General features: G+C 49.7%; 18 protein-coding genes and 1 tRNA gene. 10 read left to right on the top strand and 9 right to left on the bottom strand.

From position 1 onward, the window contains the following. Window positions 1-162: 162 nt before the first annotated feature. A complete protein-coding gene (locus GEV47_RS05380) occupies window positions 163-1308 on the bottom strand; it encodes a branched-chain amino acid ABC transporter substrate-binding protein (protein WP_153233629.1) in 1146 nt (381 codons plus the stop codon). A gap of 274 nt (window positions 1309-1582) precedes the next feature. Between GEV47_RS05380 and GEV47_RS05375 the strand changes: the two genes are divergently transcribed. Next, the gene (locus tag GEV47_RS05375; RefSeq protein ID WP_153233628.1) at window positions 1583-2092 is read left to right on the top strand and encodes an Lrp/AsnC family transcriptional regulator; all 510 of its coding nucleotides are present in this window, start codon (window positions 1583-1585) and stop codon (window positions 2090-2092) included. Between the two features lie 755 nt (window positions 2093-2847). Here GEV47_RS05375 and GEV47_RS05370 read toward each other — a convergent pair. The 6 genes from GEV47_RS05370 to folD all read right to left on the bottom strand — a co-directional run bounded on the left by GEV47_RS05370 (window position 2848) and on the right by folD (window position 8998). Then, window positions 2848-4170 carry a D-amino acid dehydrogenase gene (locus GEV47_RS05370; RefSeq protein ID WP_153233627.1) on the bottom strand — a complete coding sequence of 441 codons (1323 nt, stop codon included), beginning with the start codon at window positions 4168-4170 and terminating at the stop codon, window positions 2848-2850. A 144-nt stretch (window positions 4171-4314) separates the two neighbouring features. Then, window positions 4315-4722, bottom strand: a complete 408-nt coding sequence (locus tag GEV47_RS05365; protein ID WP_153233626.1) for a hypothetical protein — start codon at window positions 4720-4722, stop codon at window positions 4315-4317. 20 nt (window positions 4723-4742) lie between these two features. Continuing rightward, window positions 4743-5207, bottom strand: coding sequence for a DNA polymerase III subunit chi (locus GEV47_RS05360; protein ID WP_153233625.1), 465 nt, complete (start codon window positions 5205-5207; stop codon window positions 4743-4745). A 114-nt stretch (window positions 5208-5321) separates the two neighbouring features. Next, the gene (locus GEV47_RS05355) at window positions 5322-5957 is read right to left on the bottom strand and encodes a glutaredoxin family protein (protein ID WP_228124566.1); all 636 of its coding nucleotides are present in this window, start codon (window positions 5955-5957) and stop codon (window positions 5322-5324) included. Window positions 5958-6051: 94 nt separating this feature from the next. Further along, a complete protein-coding gene (locus tag GEV47_RS05350) occupies window positions 6052-8148 on the bottom strand; it encodes a M3 family metallopeptidase (protein ID WP_153233624.1) in 2097 nt (698 codons plus the stop codon). Between the two features lie 4 nt (window positions 8149-8152). Next, window positions 8153-8998, bottom strand: a complete 846-nt coding sequence (gene folD / locus GEV47_RS05345; RefSeq protein WP_153233623.1) for a bifunctional methylenetetrahydrofolate dehydrogenase/methenyltetrahydrofolate cyclohydrolase FolD — start codon at window positions 8996-8998, stop codon at window positions 8153-8155. 367 nt (window positions 8999-9365) lie between these two features. Here folD and gshA point away from each other — a divergent pair, with 367 nt between their 5' ends. Next, a complete protein-coding gene (gene gshA / locus GEV47_RS05340; protein ID WP_153233622.1) occupies window positions 9366-10967 on the top strand; it encodes a glutamate--cysteine ligase in 1602 nt (533 codons plus the stop codon). Window positions 10968-10999: 32 nt separating this feature from the next. Further along, window positions 11000-11428: an organic hydroperoxide resistance protein gene (locus GEV47_RS05335; protein WP_153233621.1), complete on the top strand. Its 429-nt coding sequence runs from the start codon at window positions 11000-11002 to the stop codon at window positions 11426-11428. A gap of 76 nt (window positions 11429-11504) precedes the next feature. Here GEV47_RS05335 and GEV47_RS05330 read toward each other — a convergent pair whose 3' ends face one another. Beyond that, window positions 11505-12161: a VTT domain-containing protein gene (locus tag GEV47_RS05330; RefSeq protein ID WP_153233620.1), complete on the bottom strand. Its 657-nt coding sequence runs from the start codon at window positions 12159-12161 to the stop codon at window positions 11505-11507. Window positions 12162-12559: 398 nt separating this feature from the next. Between GEV47_RS05330 and GEV47_RS05325 the strand changes: the two genes are divergently transcribed. The 5 genes from GEV47_RS05325 (at window position 12560) to GEV47_RS19840 (ending at window position 16922) form a co-directional block, all read left to right on the top strand. Further along, a complete protein-coding gene (locus GEV47_RS05325) occupies window positions 12560-13483 on the top strand; it encodes a DedA family protein/thiosulfate sulfurtransferase GlpE (protein WP_153233619.1) in 924 nt (307 codons plus the stop codon). A gap of 96 nt (window positions 13484-13579) precedes the next feature. Continuing rightward, window positions 13580-15433: a DNA mismatch repair endonuclease MutL gene (gene mutL / locus GEV47_RS05320; protein WP_153233618.1), complete on the top strand. Its 1854-nt coding sequence runs from the start codon at window positions 13580-13582 to the stop codon at window positions 15431-15433. Continuing rightward, window positions 15433-16401, top strand: coding sequence for a tRNA (adenosine(37)-N6)-dimethylallyltransferase MiaA (gene miaA / locus GEV47_RS05315; protein ID WP_153233805.1), 969 nt, complete (start codon window positions 15433-15435; stop codon window positions 16399-16401). Before mutL ends, miaA begins: the two co-directional genes overlap by 1 nt. Window positions 16402-16488: 87 nt before the next feature. After that, window positions 16489-16565: transfer RNA gene (locus tag GEV47_RS05310), tRNA-Met, on the top strand. Window positions 16566-16742: 177 nt separating this feature from the next. Then, on the top strand, window positions 16743-16922 hold the full coding sequence (locus tag GEV47_RS19840) for an Arm DNA-binding domain-containing protein (RefSeq protein WP_407646206.1): 180 nt from the start codon (window positions 16743-16745) through the stop codon (window positions 16920-16922). Window positions 16923-16996: 74 nt separating this feature from the next. Here the strand turns inward: GEV47_RS19840 and GEV47_RS05305 are convergent, their stop codons facing one another. Then, entirely contained in the window at window positions 16997-17911 is a 915-nt protein-coding gene (locus GEV47_RS05305) for a LysR family transcriptional regulator (RefSeq protein ID WP_194270572.1), read from the bottom strand. A 182-nt stretch (window positions 17912-18093) separates the two neighbouring features. Between GEV47_RS05305 and GEV47_RS05300 the strand changes: the two genes are divergently transcribed. Both GEV47_RS05300 and GEV47_RS05295 read left to right on the top strand, forming a co-directional pair. Next, window positions 18094-19533 (top strand): YfcC family protein, encoded by a 1440-nt coding sequence (locus GEV47_RS05300; RefSeq protein WP_153233617.1) that lies wholly within the window; start codon window positions 18094-18096, stop codon window positions 19531-19533. A 76-nt stretch (window positions 19534-19609) separates the two neighbouring features. Beyond that, window positions 19610-20812 (top strand): M20 aminoacylase family protein, encoded by a 1203-nt coding sequence (locus tag GEV47_RS05295; protein ID WP_153233616.1) that lies wholly within the window; start codon window positions 19610-19612, stop codon window positions 20810-20812. The last annotated feature ends 350 nt before the right edge of the window (window positions 20813-21162 follow it).

Below are 21162 nucleotides of genomic sequence, written 5' to 3'. Positions count from 1 at the left end.
TCCGGGTGGAAATTTAAAGCGCTAAAAGTGCGCATTTTCAGATTTGACGACGAAAAAAAAGCGTCCCGACGATGAAGTCGGGACGCTGTCCAGATTCTTACAGAAATGAATCTATGCGCTATTTATTTTTTAAAGCGACGTGCTTGCTATCGCTTTTATCGCTTATTTAGTGACGGTCAATAAAGTGCGTTTACCATCTTTGTAAGTGTACAAAGTCAGAGAGCCATTTTTGATATCGCCTTTAGGATCAAACGCGATAGTGCCAGTGACACCTTTGTGATTGATTTTCGCCAGGTAAGGTAAATATTTTTTCGGATCAGCTGATTTGGCTTCTTGCATCGCCTGAACCATCGTCATCGTTGCATCGTAGACATACGGCGCATAGATCACGACTTCCTGGTTAAATTTTTTCTGATAAGCAGTTTTGAAATCATTCAATGCTGTTTTTTCTCCCTCTGGAACACCACCAGCTTCAGCACAAACAACTTCATCGTCTTTCAAGCCAGTACCAGCGAGTTTGGCCAGTTCGGTAGTGCACAAACCATCACCACCCATGAAATGCGCTTTAATGCCCAATTGATCCATTTGATGCAACATTGGACCACCCACTGCATCCATACCACCGAAGAAAATCAGATCAGGACTTTTTGCTTTGATTGAAGTCAAGATGGCGTTGAAATCAGTCGCCTTGTCGGTGGTGAACTGGTTATCAACAATAGATGCACCGGCCTTTTTCGCACTTTTCGCAAATTCTTCTGCGACACCTTGACCGTACGCAGTGCGGTCATCAATGACGGCAATTTTTTTGCCTTTGAGTGTATTGACTGCATAACGTCCCAGCGTACCACCCAACTGGCCATCATTAGCTACGACACGGAATGCCGTATTAAAACCTTGTTGAGTGTATTTAGGGTTAGTTGCAGACGGTGAAATTTGTGGGATGCCAGCGTCGTAATAAATTTTCGATGCAGGAATCGTAGTACCAGAATTCATGTGGCCGATAACACCGTTAACATGCTCATCCACTAGTTTTTGTGCAACAGTGGTGGCCAGTTTCGGATCAGACGCGTCATCTTCGGAATCCAGTACAAACTTTACTTTTTTACCGCCTATCAAAGTGCCTTTGGCATTCAATTCATCGATCGCCATTTTGGCGCCGTTTTCATTGTCTTTACCAATGTGAGCATTTGGGCCTGTCAACGGACCGACGTGACCGATAATGACAGTTTCTTCTTGTGCGAAGGCTGCACTTGAAAATGCCAGAATGACGGCACCAACTAATGGAATAATTTTAGTCTTTAGCAACATGAAGTTCTCTCCCGTGGATTTAAAATAAAGCTAAGCTCAAGGCTATAGCAAAATAAAAAGTACAACGCATTTAATGCAACATCAATATGATAAAAGTACTACGTGAAAGCCTATGTTTTTAACGTCGTTTTTAGGTTATGTTGAAAATATGTCTCTCTCCGAGCCTACGTTAATAAGTTGCCAGAAGAAAACTAACGGTACATCATAAAAAACAATTCGCAAAGAGGTTTTATGCAAATTTTTATCAATTTATTGTTTCTACCCCCATTCTGATATGAGCAAACAGCACACCCTCGATAAAGTTGATCGCAAGTTACTAAACCTGTTGCAACGTGATAATCAAATGCCAACACGGCTACTGGCTGAAAAAGCCCATATATCGCAGCCAACCTGCCTGCGACGCGTGCACGAATTGCGCGACGCCGGGATTATTCAGGCTGACGTTGCCTTGGTAGATCCGTTTGCGCTGGGTTACGGGCTGTTGGCCTTTCTCGAAATTTCACTGAACAATCAATCTGATGAACACATGCAAGAATTTGAATTACGCATGAATAAAGAAGTGGAAGTGATGCAATGTTATTTTGTCTCCGGTGATTACGATTATTTTGTGGTGGTGCATGTGATTGATATGGATGCTTATTATCAGTTTGTGCGGACGGTGATTTCGGGGTCCGGTAATGTGCGGCATTATCAATCGCGGTTTCCCATGAAGCGGGCCAAGTTCGTTACGCGGGTGGCGTTTGATGAGAAAGCGGCCGCTATACAGGTGAAGGCTGTTAAGTAAATTTTGGTTGCTCTTTTCTGGTGCTTTATTTGAGGTTTGTGACTCTGTGCGATTGGTAATGCAACAGTCGTGCCAAGGCCTGAGGTTGCTGATGAGGGAGTCACTCCGTGGTGCCATGCCGGTGGTAGACCGGCGGCTACTCACTTTCTTTGCTTCGCCAAAGAAAGTAAGCAAAGAAAGGCGACGCAGAGCCGTTGCCCGCCGTTGGCGGGGCCCCAAATGTGACAACTGTCATTCGGATGGAAAGACCAACTCGCCTGCGGCTCAAACATGTCTTCCCATAATTCCCGAATGACAGTCGTCACATTTGGCAACGTCCAATGCGGTACTTCAAAAACAACACCCTAGTGTCGCGGAAATATTTGATGAGGATTTTCGAGCGAATAAGGATGAATCATTAAGGCTGTTGCTTTTGACTTTGAATTTCGCATTGGACGTTGCCAAAATTACAGACAACATTCGGAAAAAGAGGGAAGACATGTTTGAGCGCAGCGAGTTGGTCTTTCCTCCCGAATGTTGTCTGTAATTTTGGGGACCCGCCACCGGCGGGCAACGGCTCTGCGATCGCCTTCTTTTGCTTACTTTTCTTGGCGAAGCAAGAAAAGTGAGTAGCTGTCGGGCTACCCCCGACATTGCCGGACCCACGGAGTGACAGCCGACTAAATTACCTTCATAGCGATTCCCGCATATGCCAAAAGCAAAAAAACGCCACTGACAGCTCCCCGTCAGTGGCGTTTTCATAAAGCGGCGAAGAATTAATTCTGAGTCTGCACCTGCGGCACCGTAACTCCTTGCTTAGGCTTACGACGCGGAATACCAGTAAAGGCAAAATCAATATCAGGCACGCGACCTGCAACGATATCGGCAATAGCCCGACCAGAACCGCAACCCATAGTCCAACCTAATGTGCCGTGACCAGCATTGAGGAACAGGTTGCTGATCTTGGTTTTGCCGATGTAAGGAATATTCGACGGTGTCAGCGGACGCAAGCCGGTCCAATAGACTGGATTGTCGTAGTCGCATGCATCAGGGAACAATTCACGGGTACGACGCGTAATCGCTTCACAGCGCGTGGAGTTCAGCTCACGTGTGTAACCATTCAACTCACAAGTGCCAGCGACGCGCAGGCGATCGCCCAAACGGGAGACCACTAATTTATAACCGTCGTCAGTCAGCGATACCGTCGGTGCTGCGGCAGGATTGGTAATCTTGTAAGTGGCTGAATAGCCTTTACCCGGATAAATCATCAAGTTTATGCCCAGCGGTTTCAACAATTGTTCCGAGAAACTACCCATGGCGACCACGAAAGCATCTGCATGCAAGACTTCATGACGACCATCAGGATTGATCACTTCGACAGCCGTAATTTTAGTGCTGCCGCTGTGATTTTCGGTAATCAGACGTGTGACGGTGGTGTTGAACTGGAATTTGACGCCCGCTTTTTGCGCTTTATCCGCTAAACCAGTAGTAAATTTATAGACATCGCCGGATTCGTCGTTATCGGTGTAATCGCCACCGACAATTTTGTCACGAATGATCGCTAATGACGGTTCAATCTTGACCACTTCATCGGCACTGATCGAGTTGCGCGGGCAACCCAGATCGCGCATCAATTGTGCGGCAGCGAGCGAATCATCGAATTCTTTTTGTTCTGTATAAAAATGCAAAATACCGCGCACCAGATGATCATACTCGATACCGGTTTCAGCGCGAACATCAACCAAAGTTTGGCGACTGTATTCGCATAATGCAACGATTTGACGGATGTTGTTATTGGTACGAGAAGGCAAACATTCACGTAAGAAACTGACAGCCCATTTCCATTGCAGCCATTCTGGACGGAAGCGATACAGTAAGGGCGCGTCTTCTTTCCCTAGCCATTTCAGCACTTTCATCGGTGCTTGTGGATTGGCCCATGGTTCGGCATGCGATACCGAAATCTGACAGCCGTTGGCAAAGCTGGTTTCTTGCGCAGCACCAGACTGACGATCAATCACGGTGACTTCATAACCTTCTTTATTGAGAAACCACGCAGAAGTGGTGCCAATAATGCCCGAACCTAAAACGATGACTTTCATCCTATCCCCGTGTTTGTTTATATTGCCATTACAAAGATGGTATTGTAAGAAGGAATCGTTTATTTATGTAATCAGAATTGATGTAATAATTTTCTATATGAATCATAAGTTTAATAAAAATGATTTAAAAAGAACGTATTGATATTAATTTTTTGTTTTTTCGAATTTGTTTAACTCAAGCATCACGGCGCGGGAAATTACCTCGTTTAAGGTCTGATGCAAGCCTGTTTTAATTTGTTCCGCCATGCCTTCTACGGCTGTTTGTAAAACATCGGCCAAACTGTCACGCACGCGTTGTTCGATCACGAAATCTATCCTGTCTTGTAATTGACGCAAGACTTTTTCGCGAATTTCTAGTTCTAAGCGATCCCAGTCTTGTTGACTTAGGATGGGATTTTGGAGGTCAGCCTGAGGTTGAGCTATTGGCGGCATTAAGACAGCAGCATCTGCAGTCGGGGTCGCGATGATGTCTTCTAACAGCGGTACCGGCGCTACCTCGGGGATGACTTCGGTCAGAAGGGGGATGCCGGCGTCGGGAGTATGGTTGCTCATGTTTTACTCATGGGGTAGCTTTACACCTTGTCGGCGACAAAATGCGTCAAAGGATAGCCGCCTTGCTGATAAAAGCGATAGCGTTCGCGGCTGTTGGTTTTGTCGATTTCATCCTGGGTCACAATTTCAAATACGCGTTCAAAGCGTGCAAAATCGGCGGGTGTATCGCCCGATAAATTGATCAGCATTTGATGATGCGGCAGTGCAGCTGTTGCATCGCTGGCGGTCGCCAAAATGATCGGCGTTTGCGCTGCCAAAGGGTCATTCGCTTTCACATGCGGCAAAAAATCTTGCTCAGAAAAGGTCCACAACATCTGATCCAGTTTGAGTAAATCATCGCTATTGCTGACCAATACGATGATTTTATTTTTTGCAACAGAAGTGGTTGCAGAAGTAGAAGCACCGGCAGAAAGTGCTTTGCGCACTAGCCGGCACGTGTACAAAAATTTATCAGCGATATTGGTGTGAAAATCGATACGAGTCATTATAAGTACATCAAAAAAACTGTTTATACGTTGTTGTGCCGCCTTGTCGTACTTCCAGTACTGTCTGCGGCGGCATGCCTAGTCTAAACAGTTTTTTGACATACCTATTAAAATTTAAAATTGAAACCCAGGCGGTGCATTGCCAGCGGCAGGGGGGATTTTCCCATGGTCGGCAGCATTGTTCGTTTTGCGATTATCAGAACGGGCGACAACATCGGTTATTGCTGGAGTCGCTGCTGCGGTGGAGATCTGGCCGTTGTGATAACTTTTAGGTAGTTGGCTATTTTTGGGATAGCCTGCTGTCGTTAGCGCTGAACTCCAGTCGCTGGAAGAGAATCCGTTTACTTTTTCGCGACCTATGAGCAGCAGCGGTATTTGACTATTACCGTTGATTTCTTTTAGAGCGGCTACATCGCCGTCGCGGTTAACGGTTTTTTCGGTAAACGGAATGCCACGACTTTGTAGAAGCTGGCGGCCCTCGTTACAAGGTGCACATTTATCTGCACTGTATAAAGTCACCGGGAAATTTTTAGCGGCTTGTGCCAATTCATATGGCAAACCGCTGGTGTCATTGCCTTGATTGGCATTCCCCACATTTTGGGTAACTACCTTACCTGCGACAGGCGGCGTGTCGCTGTATGTAATTTTGCCGTCGGCATTAACGGTTTTAAATAGTTGTTGTGCATTGGCGGTTGCCGTGAACGTCATTAATAAACAAGCGATGGATAAAAAAGGTGCGGCCAGTTTCATGTATTTCCTTTTGTGAAAATTGTGAAAAATTTGAACAAATCACCAATTACTCCTTCCCCGTTGACGGGAGAAGGATTTAAAACAATCGCAGGTCTTATGCCGCCATCCCGCTATGTCGCAACAGCGCGTCAATGCTAGGTTCACGTCCTCGGAAGGCTTTGAACGATTCTAACGCCGGACGCGACCCGCCAACAGCTAAAATTTCAGTTTGAAATTTCTTGCCGGTTTCAACAGACACGGTATTGCCGCCGTTGCTACCTAATGCCGCAGCTTCTTCAAATGCGCTATAAGCATCGGCCGACAACACTTCTGCCCATTTATAACTGTAATAGCCGGCAGCATAACCACCTGCGAAAATGTGACTGAATGAATGTTGAAAACGATTGAACGCCGGCGGTTTAATGACGGCAATTTGCTCGCGCACCGCATCAATCACTTGTTGCACCGTTTGGGTGCCGGATGCATCGTAGTCGTCATGCAAGCGCATATCAAACAAGGAGAACTCAACCTGACGCAAAGTTTGCATGCCAGACTGAAAGTTTTTAGCCGCAGTCATCTTGTCAAACAATGCACGCGGCAATGGCTCGCCCGAATCGGCATGTGCCGTCATGTTTTGCAAAACATCCCATTCCCAGCAAAAATTTTCCATGAATTGTGATGGCAACTCGACTGCATCCCATTCAACGCCAGAGATACCTGATACGCCGATTTCATCAACTTGCGTCAGCATATGATGCAAGCCGTGTCCAAATTCATGGAATAGGGTAATCACTTCATCGTGCGTAAACAGCGCCGGCTTGATTAGCCCATCGATTACTGTCGGTGCAGTGAAATTGCAGGTCAGATAAGCGATTGGTGTTTGAATCGTCCCGTCACTCAGACGGCGTCGCGCGCGTGCATCATCCATCCATGCGCCGCCGCGCTTGCCGTTGCGAGCATATAAATCCAGATAAAATTGACCGATTAATTTGCCATCTTTTGTGATCTTGAAAAACTTCACATCGGGATGCCAGGTCGGCGCCTGATCGACGCTGATTTCGACAGAAAACAATTTCTGCACCACCGAGAACAAGCCTTCTATGACTTTCGGCTCAGGGAAGTATTGTTTTACTTCCTGCTCTGAAAATGCATAACGCTGTTCGCGCAACTTTTCCGACGCATAAGTGCTATCCCACGCTTCCAGCGTATCGATATGCAACTGATCTTTGGCAAAAGCGCGTAACTCGGCTAAATCTTTTTCTGCAAATGGACGCGCGCGATGACCTAAGTCTTGCAAGAAATCGACCACCACTTTGGGCGATGCGGCCATCTTTGGCACCAGCGACAATTGCGCATAATTTTTGAAGCCGAGTAGCTTGGCTTCCTCATCGCGCAACTTGAGAATTTCAACGATGTTTTGCGTGTTATCCCATTCTGCTTTTACGCCTAATTCAGACGCTTTGGTGGCGTTGGCATGATAAATTTTCTCACGTAACGCACGGTTGTCTGCATATTGCAAAACCGGGAAGTAAGAGGGGAAATGCAGGGTGAATTTATAACCTTCTTTGTCGTCTTGTCTGGCTGCCGCATGCGCTGTCTGTTTGACGTCATCCGGCAGGCCACTCAATTCAGCTTCATCGTGAATAAACAAGCCGTAATCGTTGGTCGCATCAAGAATGTTTTCGGAAAATTTTGTCGTTAATGCGCCATGTTTTTCCTGAATATCGGCAAAACGAATTTTGTCGGCTTCTGGCAACTCTGCACCGCCGAGGCGGAAATCACGCACGGCATTTTCGATGATTTTTTTGCGGGCGACCGAAAGAGCGGCAAAGTTTGCGCTGGTACTGAGTGCTTTATATTTATCGAACAATGCTAAATTTTGTGCCAGAGCGGTCCAGAATTCGATCAGCTTGGGCTGATTTTCATTGTAAGCAGCACGCAATTCAGGAGTATCTACCACCGCATTCAAATGTCCGACTATGCCCCAGGCTCGGCCTAGTTTTTCAGTAACGTTTTCCAGCGGTTCAACAAAATTTTCCCAGGTGAGCGATGCTTGTGGCGCTTCCAGCTGCGTGACCACGATGCTTGCTTGTTCCAACAAAAAGGCGATTGCAGGAGTAACGTGTTCTGGCTTGATCGTGTCGAAATGCGCCAGGTCAGAAAAATCTAACAACGGGTTTTCTGCGTGGGTTGCGGTGGAGATAGCTGTCATAAGTTTATTTTCTTTCTGCGGCTTCAATCGTATTGACCAGCAACATGGTGATGGTCATCGGCCCGACACCGCCTGGCACCGGGGTGATATAACCCGCAACTTCTTTGGTATTCGGATAGTCGACGTCGCCGCATAATTTGCCATTGTCATCACGGTTCATGCCAACGTCAATGACGACCGCGCCGGGTTTGACCATGTCAGCAGTGACGATATTACGTTTGCCGGTAGCGACCACAAGGATATCCGCCATTCTGGTGTGCAAACCGAGATCACGGGTCTTGGAGTTACAGATGGTGACGGTGGCGCCGGCTTGCAAGAGCAACATTGCTTGCGGTTTGCCGACGATATTGGAGGCGCCAACGACAACTGCATGTGCGCCACGGACTTCGTAGTTGATCGATTCCAGCATTTTCATCACGCCATACGGCGTGCATGGGCGAAACAGGGGCTGGCCGGTCATCAGCAGACCGGCATTGCTGATATGGAAACCATCTACATCTTTTTCAGCGGCAATAGCTTCAATTACTTTATGCGCGTCGATATGGGCGGGCAAAGGCAGTTGCACCAGAATCCCGTGAATTTTCGGATCATTATTGAGGGCCTCAACACGTGCCAATAATGCAGCTTCACTCAGGTCTGCATCGTATTTTTCCAGCACTGAATGTAAACCGTTATCTTGACAAGCTTTCACTTTGTTGCGCACATACACCTGCGATGCAGGACTGTCACCGACCAGAATCACGGCCAGACCGGGTTGATTTCCTTGCGCAGTGAGTGCGGCGGCGCGTTTGGCAACGTCGGCGCGTAATTGTTGGGAGAGGAGATTGCCGTCGATGATGTGTGCTGTCATGGTAGAGCTCGCAGTAACAAATTAAAACGAGATTATAAAGGCTTGCTTGTCTGCGCAGCACTGGTTTGCTTATTTTGCTATTTAATAGTTGCGCGACTTAGCGCATTATGGCTAGGCAATGATCATGAAAAATATGAAATAGACATCAATTTTTGATCCGAAAGAAAAGTAAAATCGAGGTAGTTATGGCGATCCGCGCATTAAAAGAGCGCTTTCGTCACTAGCCGACGCGCTTTTGTATTTTCGGCTATTCTCTCGCTACATTAGCTTATGAGCTCAAGGTACTAACGCCCTTTTAACTAAACTGAGACCTGCTAGCGACAATAATAAGAACAGCTAGTCAAGACGACATCGAGAGGAATTTGAATTGAGCTACTTATCAAACAACCAGTATGCACGTCGTTTGGCCTTGTTAGGCGAAGAGAAAAATCGTGGTTTATTAGCGCAAGGCTTACGCGGTATTGAACGTGAAACTTTACGTGTGACTCCTGATGCAAAATTGGCATTGACACCCCATCCGCTGGCTTTGGGATCGGCATTGACTAACCCGCAAATCACCACCGATTATTCTGAATCATTGTTGGAGTTTATTACTCCGCCAGAGCACGATATCACCACAGTCTTGAGCGAACTCAATACGATTCATCGCTTTGTGTACAGCAAGTTGGGCGATGAAATGTTGTGGAGCGATTCGATGCCATGCGAATTACCGCCGGATGAACAGATTCCGATTGGCTGGTACGGCACTTCCCATATCGGCATGCTGAAACATGTGTATCGACGCGGCCTGGCGCTGCGCTACGGCAAGCACATGCAATGCATCGCAGGTATTCATTACAACTATTCTTTAGCCGATGAAATCTGGCCATTGATTCAGGCTGCGGAAGGCTGTACTGCGCCAACCAGAAGTGCGCAATCGAATGGCTATATTGCTTTGATTCGCAATTTCCGTCGTTATAACTGGCTGTTGATGTATCTATTCGGCGCATCGCCGGCAATTGCGACCAGTTTTCTGGAAGGGCGCGAGCATAAGCTTGATACGCTGGATGACGAAACGCTGTATCTGCCGTACGCGACCAGCTTGCGCATGAGTGATCTGGGTTATCAAAGTAAGGCGCAAGCCGAGTTGACCCCGCATTACAACAATCTGGATGCGTATATCAGCAGCTTGTCGAAAGCGGTAAGCCAACCTTATCCACCTTATGCCGAGATTGGCACGCATCGCGATGGGGAATGGATACAGATCAATACCAATATTTTGCAAATCGAAAACGAGTACTACGCCACGATACGACCTAAGCGCGTGATCAACAGTGGCGAACGGCCGATTCAAGCTTTAGTGGCGCGCGGTGTCCAATACATCGAAGTGCGCTGCATGGATATTGATCCGTATGAACCAACCGGTATCAATGAGCAAACTGCACGATTTTTAGATGCTTTTTTGCTATTTTGTGCTTTGCATGAAAGTCCTTGTTCTGACGAGGTACATACTTACGAAAGTGCCGAAAATTTTGCGCGTACCGTGAAAGAAGGGCGCCGTCCGGGATTGCTATTAAGCCGTAGTGGCGAAAAAGTACCGCTGCAAGCATGGGGCGAGGATCTTATTAAAGGAATTAGCGCGGCAGCACAGCTGCTGGATGCACAGCGCGGTGATACTGCACATATGGATGCGCTGATGCTGCAACGTCAAAAAATACTGCATCCTGAGTTGACGCCATCTGCGCGTATTTTGGCGGAGTTGAAGCAAAACAAAGAAACGTTTATCAGCTTTGCATTGCGCCAGAGTAAACAACATGCGGAGTATTTCCGCGCTCGGCCGCCTAATGCGGAAGAGTATGCTTATTTCACTGACCTGGCCGAGAAATCAGTGGCTGAGCAGGAAAACATGGAGCAAACGCAAACGGGTGATTTTGATAGCTTCATAGAGGCTTATCACGCGAGTACGTTGGATGTAGGTGCGTTAACTTGAGCGTATTTTTATTCTTTTGAGAGGAAATCATCATGGCATCACCAGAAAAAGTTCTGTACACAGCACGAGCAACGGCAACCGGCGGTCGCGAAGGTACTGCGGTCTCGTCGGACGGTTTATTGAACGTTAAATTAGTACCGCCTGCAGCATTGGGTGGCAAGGATGGCGCGGGAGTAAATCCAGAGCAGCTATTCGCAGCCGGTTATTCAGCTTGCTATATCGGCGCAGTAAAATTCGTCGCAGGACAGGAAAAAATCACTTTACCAGCGGATTTCAGCGTAACTGGTCTGGTGGGTATCGGTCAGATTCCAGGCGGTTTTGGATTGACGGTTGAATTGAAGGTTTCCTTGCCAGGTATGGATAAGGCTGCTGCAAAAGACCTGACCGATAAGGCACACCATGTTTGCCCATATTCAAATGCGACACGCGGCAATATTAATGTAACAACGACGTTGGTTTAAGAAGCGTCAGCAGCAAAATAAAAAGGGAGTGACTATCAAAAGTCACTCCCTTTTTTATTGTCTGGTTTTGCTAATCTTAATCGATAGCTTTTTTCGCGGTCAGTTTTTGATAAAACTTCCACATAGCGCCCAACACAACCGGAATCGCCGCTGCGCCAACGCCGACTAAAACAATAGTATTCAAATGATCGCGGATGATAGGGATATTTCCAAAGAAATAACCCGCCGTCACCAAACCGGCTACCCACAGCAATGCGCCGCCGATGTTATAAAACTGAAATTTAGCAAAATCCATCTTGGAAACGCCGGCAACAAACGGCGCAAAGGTACGCACAATCGGTACGAAGCGTGACAGAACGATGGTGATGCCGCCATGGTGTTCGTAAAACGCATGCGATTTTTTCAAAGCATTTTTGTCTAGCCAGCGATAATCATGGGTAAATACTTTGTCCCCGATTTTGCTGCCTATCCAATAATTCAAGGTATTGCCAGTCGTCGCCGCCAGAATCAACAAGCCCATCAATAACCAGATATTCATATCGCCGGTAGCGCAAAACGCACCACCGATGAACAGCAATGTGTCGCCGGGTAAAAATGGAAAAACGACCAGACCGGTTTCACAAAAAACAATAAGAAACAGCACCATATAAATCAATGGGCCGTACTGCTGAATTAAGATGCCGAGGGATTTGTCGACGTGCAGAATGACGTCGAGGAATTGCATAAAGTCCATAATTCTCCTAAGGTGTTGCGCGAAATAATACACTACCCGGCTACTTAAAAAATACACTTATTAAAGAAGTAAGAGAAAAGTGAATATTCAGACTGGTGTTCTAAGTAATCTTATGTAATTAATTTGATAAAAATTCCCGTCACTCCCGCGAACTGGGAAATCCATTTTACGAAAGGCAGTGATTGGAGTGACTTGCCCTTTGCTTTATAGAAATCGCAACGTGGGTCCCCGCGTCCGCGAGGATGACGGTGCTTTGTTTAGCTGACCGCCACGGAAAATCTTGCAGAAAAGAGTGAAGTCGAATCACCATCAACTTTATAATGCTTAAAGAACTTACTACGGTATTTTGATATTGCCGATCCGGCGATTCCTGACATGGCGATGAGGCAACGAAAGAGATGACCTATTTGTTTCATTTGATAGAGCAATATGGGCTGATCATTGTATTTTTGAATGTGCTGGTCGAGCAGATGGGAGCGCCCGTGCCGGCCTATCCAACGCTGGTGATTACCGGAGCCTTGATGCATCGGGGTGAGTACTCGGCTCCGATGCTATTGTTGACAGCGGTGGCAGCGGCATTGATTGCCGATTATTTTTGGTATCTGGCAGGTCGGCGTTACGGCAGGAAAGTATTGTCGACGTTATGTCGTATTTCGCTGTCGCCCGATTCTTGCGTGCGACAAACCGAGTCGATCTATTCGCGTTGGGGAGCGCGTTCGCTGCTGGTGGCTAAATTTATCCCAGGCTTTGCTTCCATCGCCAGCGCGTTGTCTGGCACCATTGGCACCAAGCATAGGACATTTATCATTTACGACGGCATAGGGGCAGCTCTGTGGGCTGGCCTGGCAATTTTCCTCGGTTCGTTGTTCAGCACTACGGTCGGTGATTTATTGAGCGTACTGACTGAGCTCGGTCAATACGGCATGATGCTGGTTGCAGCGGCACTTGTCGTTTTTGTTGCCAGCAAATGGTGGCAGCGTCGGCGCTTCCGCATGTCCTTGCGCATGGCGCGCATCTCAGTGACCGAGCTGGATCAGTTGTTCAAGCAAGGTGTTACTCCGGCGATTGTCGATGTGCGATCACCTGCTTCACAGCAGGCAGGGCGGATTCCCGGCGCGCGTACTATCTCGCATCAGGAAATCAACAGCTTTGTCTTCGATGCGCCGGTCGATCAAGAGGTGATCGTCTACTGTGCCTGCCCCAACGAAGCATCAGCGGCACTGGTTGCCAAGCAGTTGATGCAAAGGGGGTACAAGAAAGTGCGACCATTGTCTGGTGGCATAGATGCCTGGATCGCTGCCGGCTACGCGATCGACTCCTAGTCCTCTTCTTTTTTCTGCCCTTTATCAGAAGTTCCATAGGCGGGCCAGGGCAGTCATTGTGTCACCCTGAGTCTGTGCTTAGGTATAATCCTGTCCATGAATGCACCACACCCACCATTACGCGCTATCCAGGCTTTACCCGATAATCTGATTTCACAAATCGCTGCTGGCGAGGTGGTCGAGCGCCCCTCGGCAGTCGTCAAAGAGTTGCTAGAAAATGCACTCGATGCCGGCGCAACTCACATCACTGTGCGATTGGAACAAGGCGGCATCAAACGTATTGCCATTACCGATAACGGTCGAGGCATTGCGCCGGAACAGTTGCCGTTAGCATTGGCGCGGCACGCGACCTCAAAAATTGCCTCACTCGACGATTTGGAAAACGTTATCACGCTAGGGTTTCGCGGTGAAGCATTGGCATCGATTGCATCAGTATCGCAATTGACCTTGACTTCGCGCACGGCGGAAGCTGCACATGCTTCCATGATAGACGGCAGCACGGGTGCAGTGACGCCGTCGTCCGGTACGCAAGGTAGCACGGTGGATGTGATGGATTTGTATTTCAACACGCCGGCACGCCGCAAATTTTTGAAATCCGATCAAACCGAATACGGTCACTGCGCAGAAGTCGTGCGTCGGATTGCGTTGGCGCGGCCTGATGTCACTTTCTCGCTGACCCACAACGGCAAAACCGTCGATCATTGGCAGCACACGGAGTTCGCCAAACGCAGTGCCAGCATACTCGGTAGCGAGTTTGCCGATGCCAGACTGGCCGTTGACGAAAGTGCCGGAGCATTGCGCGTGCATGGCTTTGTCGGTTTGCCGACCGCCTCCAAAGCGCGTGGCGATGCGCAGTATTTTTATGTCAATGGCCGCTTCGTGCGCGACAAGTTATTGATGCATGCGGTGCGTGCTGCGTATCAGGATGTGTTGCATGGCGATCGCTATCCATCCTATGTATTGGCGCTTGATCTAGATCCGGCGCTGGTCGATGTCAACGTTCATCCTTCTAAGATTGAGGTACGTTTTCGCGATAGCCGCGCGGTACATCAATTCATTTATCACGCGGTCAATCGTGCCTTGGCGCAGACTTCGGCAACCTCGCACGGAGCAACGCCTGCGCCGCTGCCCGCGCCTAGTGGGGCAATGCCGTGGGTGCGTGGTTCGCAAGATCACTTGCAGGCGATCTTGACGCCATCATCAGCACAGCCAAACTATCAAACGCCGCAGCATCAAACCTCGTTCGGCGCACAGTTCGGTGTGGCGCAGACCAGAGAAAATTATGGCGCCTTATTTTCCGGGAACGGTGGCGCATCGGTTCCTGCTGTGGCAAGCACGACAGACTATGCGACATTGTCGAACGACGAATTTCCATTAGGTTTCGCACTGGCGCAATTGCACGGTATTTATATACTTGCGCAAAATACCAAAGGTTTGGTATTGGTCGACATGCACGCCGCACATGAAAGAATTTTGTACGAACAGCTCAAAGGCGCGCTCGACGAAAATGCGATGCAAGTGCAACCGCTGTTAATCCCCGTAACGTTCTATGCAGATGCGGTCGAAGTCGGCACGGTAGAAGAAAATCGGCAAACCTTGCAATCGCTGGGTTTTGATATCGCCGCAATGTCGCCAACCACACTGGCCGTGCGCGCGGTTCCGGCTTTATTGAAAAATGCTGATGCCCAAACTCTGGCGCGTGATGTGCTGCGTGATGTCCGTGAATTCGGCGGTTCGCGTGTCTTGGTGGAGCGTCGCAATGAGTTACTCGGCACACTCGCCTGTCACACTGCGGTGCGCGCTAATCGTAGCCTGACCGTGCCAGAAATGAACGCGCTATTGCGCCAAATGGAAGCAACCGAACGCGCAGACCAATGCAACCACGGCCGACCAACCTGGAGCCAGTTAGCCTTATCCGATCTGGATAAACTTTTCTTGCGTGGTCAATGATGCGTAAAAATGCACGTCCACTCGTCATCAGCATCATGGGGCCAACCGCTTCAGGCAAAACTGCCGCGGCATTGGAAATCGCACGTCATATTCCATCTGAAATTATTTCCGTCGATTCCGCCCTGGTCTATCGCGAGATGGATATAGGCACCGCCAAACCAACCAAGGAAGAACGCGCCGCCGCGCCGCATCATCTGATTGATATCATCGAACCGACGCAATCGTATTCAGCGATGCAATTCCGTGACGATGCATTGAAATTAACCGAAGGGATTCATGCGCGTGGCAAGTTAGTATTGATGGTCGGCGGCACCATGCTGTATTTCAAAGCCTTGAAAGATGGCCTGGATGCGTTACCGCAAGCCGATCCAGAACTCCGCGCCAAGCTAGACGCGGAAGCCGCCATCATCGGCATGCCCGCGATGCACGCCAAATTAGCGCAACTCGACCCCATCACCGCCGCACGCTTAAAACCGAATGACAGCCAACGCATACAGCGAGCCTTGGAAATCATAGCGCTCAGCGGTCAGACTATGTCATCGCTATTGACCAACACCCCAGCACCCGAATTGCCATTCGATGTATTGCCAATCGCCTTGGAACCATCCGATCGTAGTGTGCTGCACAAGCGTATTGAGCGCCGTTTTGATCAAATGCTCTATAGCGAGGGAGGCGGAGTGCAGGGCGGTTTGATCGCAGAAGTCGAAGCATTAAGAGCGCGTGGCGATTTGCACCTAGGCTTACCGTCCATGCGTTGCGTCGGTTATCGTCAAACCTGGGAATATCTGGATGGCATGTATGATCTGGCAACACTACGCGAAAAAGGCATCATCGCCACCCGTCAGTTAGCGAAACGCCAACTGACCTGGCTACGCTCCATGCCAGAGCGTATCGTGATTGATTGCACAGGAGATAACGTTAGCCAGACGGTGCTAGATACTGTGGCGAAGGCATGCAGTAACAGATAATGAGAAATAGTGAGTAAATAGTGCAATAAAACGCACAAGCTCGCTTGACAGAAACCGATCACATGCCGCATAATTGCGGGCTTGTTTGGTGATATAGCTCAGTTGGTTAGAGCACAGCACTCATAATGCTGGGGTCGGTGGTTCAAGTCCACCTATCACCACCAACAACATGTTTTAAGACGTCCAAGTACGTACATTAACCCGCCTCTAGCCCCGTGCTGATGCGGGTTTTTTGTTTCTGGAGCGCTTTTAACGTCCGTTGACATCCAAAGTCTTTGGGGGGGTATTATTGGTGGCATATCCCCCAATAGTGAAGACAGGACGCCCCCCAAAAGCCTAAAATCGTTACGCCGCTGACTGATATACAGGTCAGAAATGCTAAACCAAAAGACCAGCCTTATAAAATAGCAGACGGTGGTGGCTTACACTTGGCAGTCATGCCGATAGGCTCAAAACTGTGGCGTATGAAGTTCAAGCAGGCCAACAGGAAAGAAAGCTGGGCGACATATCGAACATTTTAATTTCCTTATGGACATTTTAGTGTCGCCGCGCTCGGCTGACACTCCGTGCGATTCGATGCTGGTTGGGGCGCTGCCTAAACCGAAGACATGAGACGTACGATTTCTTTCCACAAGAAGTTGGCCGCAGGGCTGAGTTTTCGTCCCACGCGAGTTGCCACATAGCGATCGAATGTATTGGCGATCGGATGCCGAATCGGAACCGCCACCACGCGTCCGGCGTCCACCTTTTCTTTTGCCGCCCACTTTGTCATGAATGCTATGCCTAGCCCTTCAGCCGCAAGCGATAATGCGACGGTGAAGAGATCGCAGGTGATTGTTGGCGACACGCTCAGTTTGGCGTCCCAAAACATAGCAGTGACGTAACCCTGCGATGCAAATTTGCCCGACATGAAAATGAGCGGATCGTGCACCAGATCCTCGATGCGCACGGACGTTTTTGAAGCCAGTGAATGACCGACAGGAACAATCGCACATAACGGTTCTCGTTGGAACAGGCGCGCATTCAAAAGGGGATCGCGTGAAGTGCCGACGGAGACGCAGATGTCGGCTTCATCGTCCCTAACCATGCGAATCAGGTCCGGTAACGGGCCAGTACGGATATTAATGGCGATATCCGGATACTTTTGATGGAAACGTTTGAGTACCACTGAAATCAGGCTGCCGACCAGCCCCTCGCCAACCGCCAGCGTGACATGCCCCCGTCGGAGGTCGCGATACTCAGCGAGCTGCATGCGAAAGCGCTTTGCGTGGCGCTCCTGCTCGTGGCCGTACTCAACGGCAGCAAGTCCAATTTGGGTGAGCGAGATACTTCGCCCCCGTCGCGACACCAACGCCAGTCTCAGGTTGCGTTCCGTCGATGCAATCTGACGGCTTATAGTCGATACGTTTACACCCAGAGACTCGGCCGCTTGCCGCATTCCCCCGTGTTTCGCTACCGCACCCAAGTACTCCAGCGTTCGTTCACTGATCCCCTCGTCCTCTGTCGCCATTCGCTTCTCCTGTTGCGTCCAACGCAACATTGTCGCACATTTGGATGTCACATTTTGGCGCTGTTTCTGGCGCATACTGCGAGCTCAACACTGGGGCCAACCGTTGTAGAAGGGTCAACAAGCCGGAGCGGCTGTCGATTCGGACGGCTGACACCCGCGAGAAAACCATAAGAGGAGACAACATGGAGGCCAGCCAAATATTGTCCGGCACGGAGGCTGCAGACGTGCGCGACGGCCCGCAACGCAAATTCTCGGCGATCAGCCCCTATGTATTGCTTTTTGCAGTACTGCTGATTGCGGCGATCGCCACATGGATAATTCCTGCCGGCGAATTCGATCGTGTGATCAAGAATGGCATCAGCTTCGTGGTTCCACATAGCCTCAAGAGTGTTCCTCAGAACGGGATCGGTCTCGGGGCAGTGTTCATGGCAATCTCGAACGGTATGATCGCTTCGGCGCCGATCATCTTTTTGATCCTGTTTACCGGCGGTGCACTGGCCGTGTTGGAGAAAACCGGGGCGATAAAGGCTGCGCTTGGCCGCATTGGCGCTGGATCTAATGCGCAGGATGTCTCGGTTATTGTCACCATCTGCATCATCTTTTCGTTGTTAGGAACCGTCGGCGTAGTAACCAATTCGGTAGTGGCGTTCGTGCCACTGGGGCTCTTGGTCGCACGTTCGCTTGGCCTGCCCACGGTCTTCGGCGTGGCTTTCATCTACCTGGGAACATATTCGGGTTTCAACAGCGGCGTTCTCAATCCGGTAACGACCGGGTTGTCGCAGCGCCTGGCGGAATTGCCCATGTTCTCCGGAATGGGATTTCGCTCCGCGGTGTATGTTCTCTTTGTCATTGCAACGATAGTATTTCTCATTATTAACGTGCGGGCCTATCGGCGTAACCCGGATTCTCAAAGATTCCTGATCGCCGAACAAGACTTCGTCACGGCTGCACCAATTGGGCATGGCACGCGACTGACGCGGCGGCAGATCGCTGCCCTCGGATTCTCCGTTATCGCGCTGTGCAGCTTTGTTTTCGGTGCCGTGGAACTGCATTGGGGAGAGGTCGAAATGATCTCGATGTTCATGATCGTCGCCATCGGCTCAGGTCTTATCTGCAAAATGCGCCCGTCACAGATTGCCGATGAGTTTCTCGCAGGATCGGGCAAACTGGTCCATGGAGCGCTCATCGTCGGTCTTGCGCGCGCGATCTCTACTGTGCTGAGCAACGGAAAGATTCTCGATCCCATCGTCAACCATCTTTCCGACATTCTGGCTCCCCTTCATCCGATGTTTGCCGCCATTGGCATGTTCCTGAGTTCGGCAGTAATGCATATCGCAATCTCGTCAGGGTCGGGAGAGTCGGCGGCACTGATCCCTATTTTCGCGCCGCTGGGAGATGCGCTTCATCTGACGCGCCAGGTCACCGTGCAAGCAGTACTCTTGGGCGAAGGGATTATGAATTGTTTCAATCCCACTTCCGGCGTTTTGATGGCCGTGCTGGCGACTGCACGGATTCCCTACGGACAATGGGTACGTTTCCTCATACCGCTCATCTTGCTGTGGGGTTTCATTAGCATAGCCGCATTGATAGTCGGCGTCCTCATTCAATGGGGGCCGTTCTGAGCGATCGCAGTTTGCGCCCGCGTCGGCGCAGCTGCCGTCTTCATCGTATTCAATCAATTGTTTATAGGGGCACCCAATGTCTTTTAATCTTTTTACATCTCTTACCGATATTGCGCCACATGAGCAGGATCTGACGCGCTTGCGCTATCAGTTACATTGCAACCCGGAACTGGCTTTCTGCGAGAACGAGACCTCGGATCTGGTGGCCGATCGATTACAAGATTATGGTTTTGAGGTTCACAGAAATATTGCAAAGACAGGGTTGGTCGGAACACTCACGGTAGGTGAGGGAAGTCGCTCGATCGGCATTCGGGCCGACCTCGATGCATTGCCGATTAACGAGGCAAACACATTTGCACACGTGAGCCGGAATCCCGGAAAAATGCATGCGTGTGGCCACGATGGACACACGGCAATGCTACTAGGCGCAGCGAAGCATCTCGCCCAAACGCGACGGTTTAACGGCACGGTGAACCTGATCTTTCAACCCGCGGAAGAACGCGGATTCGACAGCGGCGCCAAGCAAATGGTTGCCGAGGGGCTTTTCGAGCGATTCCCGTGCGATGCCGTGTTTGCCTTGCATAACCATCCCGGCAAGCCAGCTGGTACCTTCATGTTTCGCTCGGGCGCTTTCATGGCGGCCGGCGACCGTGTATATATCAAAATTGTTGGCCAGGGCGGGCATGCAGCCAGACCGCATCTCGCCCACGATCCCATCGTCGCCGCGTCGAGCATTGTGATGGGATTGCAGACCATTATTTCGCGAAATATCGACCCAACGAAGGCTGCAGTAATCACAGTCGGGAAATTCGCGGGAGGAGATGCTCCCAACGTGATTCCCGGCCAGGTAGAGCTGAGTTTGAGTGTGCGATCATTTGACCCGGAGGTTCGAGCCTTGCTGAAGAAAAGGATCATCGCGCTTGTGAATTCCCAGGCGAAGAGTTTTGAAGTCGACGCGACCATTGACTATGTGGAAGGGTATCCGGTTGTCAGCAATACCGACGCGGAGACGCGCTTTGCCATCGAGGTCGCAAGGGAGTTGGTAGGGAGCGATGCAGTGAACGACAATATGGAAATGCTCATGGGCAGTGAGGATTTTGCTTATATGTTACAAGTTCGTCCAGGTTGTTTTCTGCGCATCGGAAATGGTCCTGCCGATAATGGGCGGGGCTTGCATAGCCCAAACTACGATTTCAACGACCAGAATCTTACGGTCGGAGCGGCGTTCTGGTCTCGTTTGGTCGAGCGTTATCTCGACCCGGATCGCTCGACTACTTGATGACAACTCCGGGCTTTCGCGTTATACGTGCCCGTTTTCGAGATGGTCGTGTCGAAAGACTCGCTTCTCGGGCGGCCCGGCCTGGCACTAGATACCTATCTGGAACCTCTGTTTGAACTGCAGCATCGTCGACCACTGAGCGCCTGGTATTGGTGCCGACGTCAAATTGACCTGCAACGCCGTTTACTATTTTCGGCATCAATTTTCTGTTGCATTCTTACCTAATAAGGTCCGACAGTAATTGTATAAAAAGCCCGACATTGCTGACGCACTGCCGGGTTTTTTTATAGTCTCAAGCATGGTGCTTTTGATGTAGCCGTAATCTTTGATTATTATGATCCGGACGGCGT

Origin of the sequence: Glaciimonas soli (assembly GCF_009497155.1) — a bacterium.
Lineage (GTDB): Bacteria > Pseudomonadota > Gammaproteobacteria > Burkholderiales > Burkholderiaceae_D > Glaciimonas > Glaciimonas soli.
This window is presented reverse-complemented; position numbering and strand designations above follow the sequence as displayed.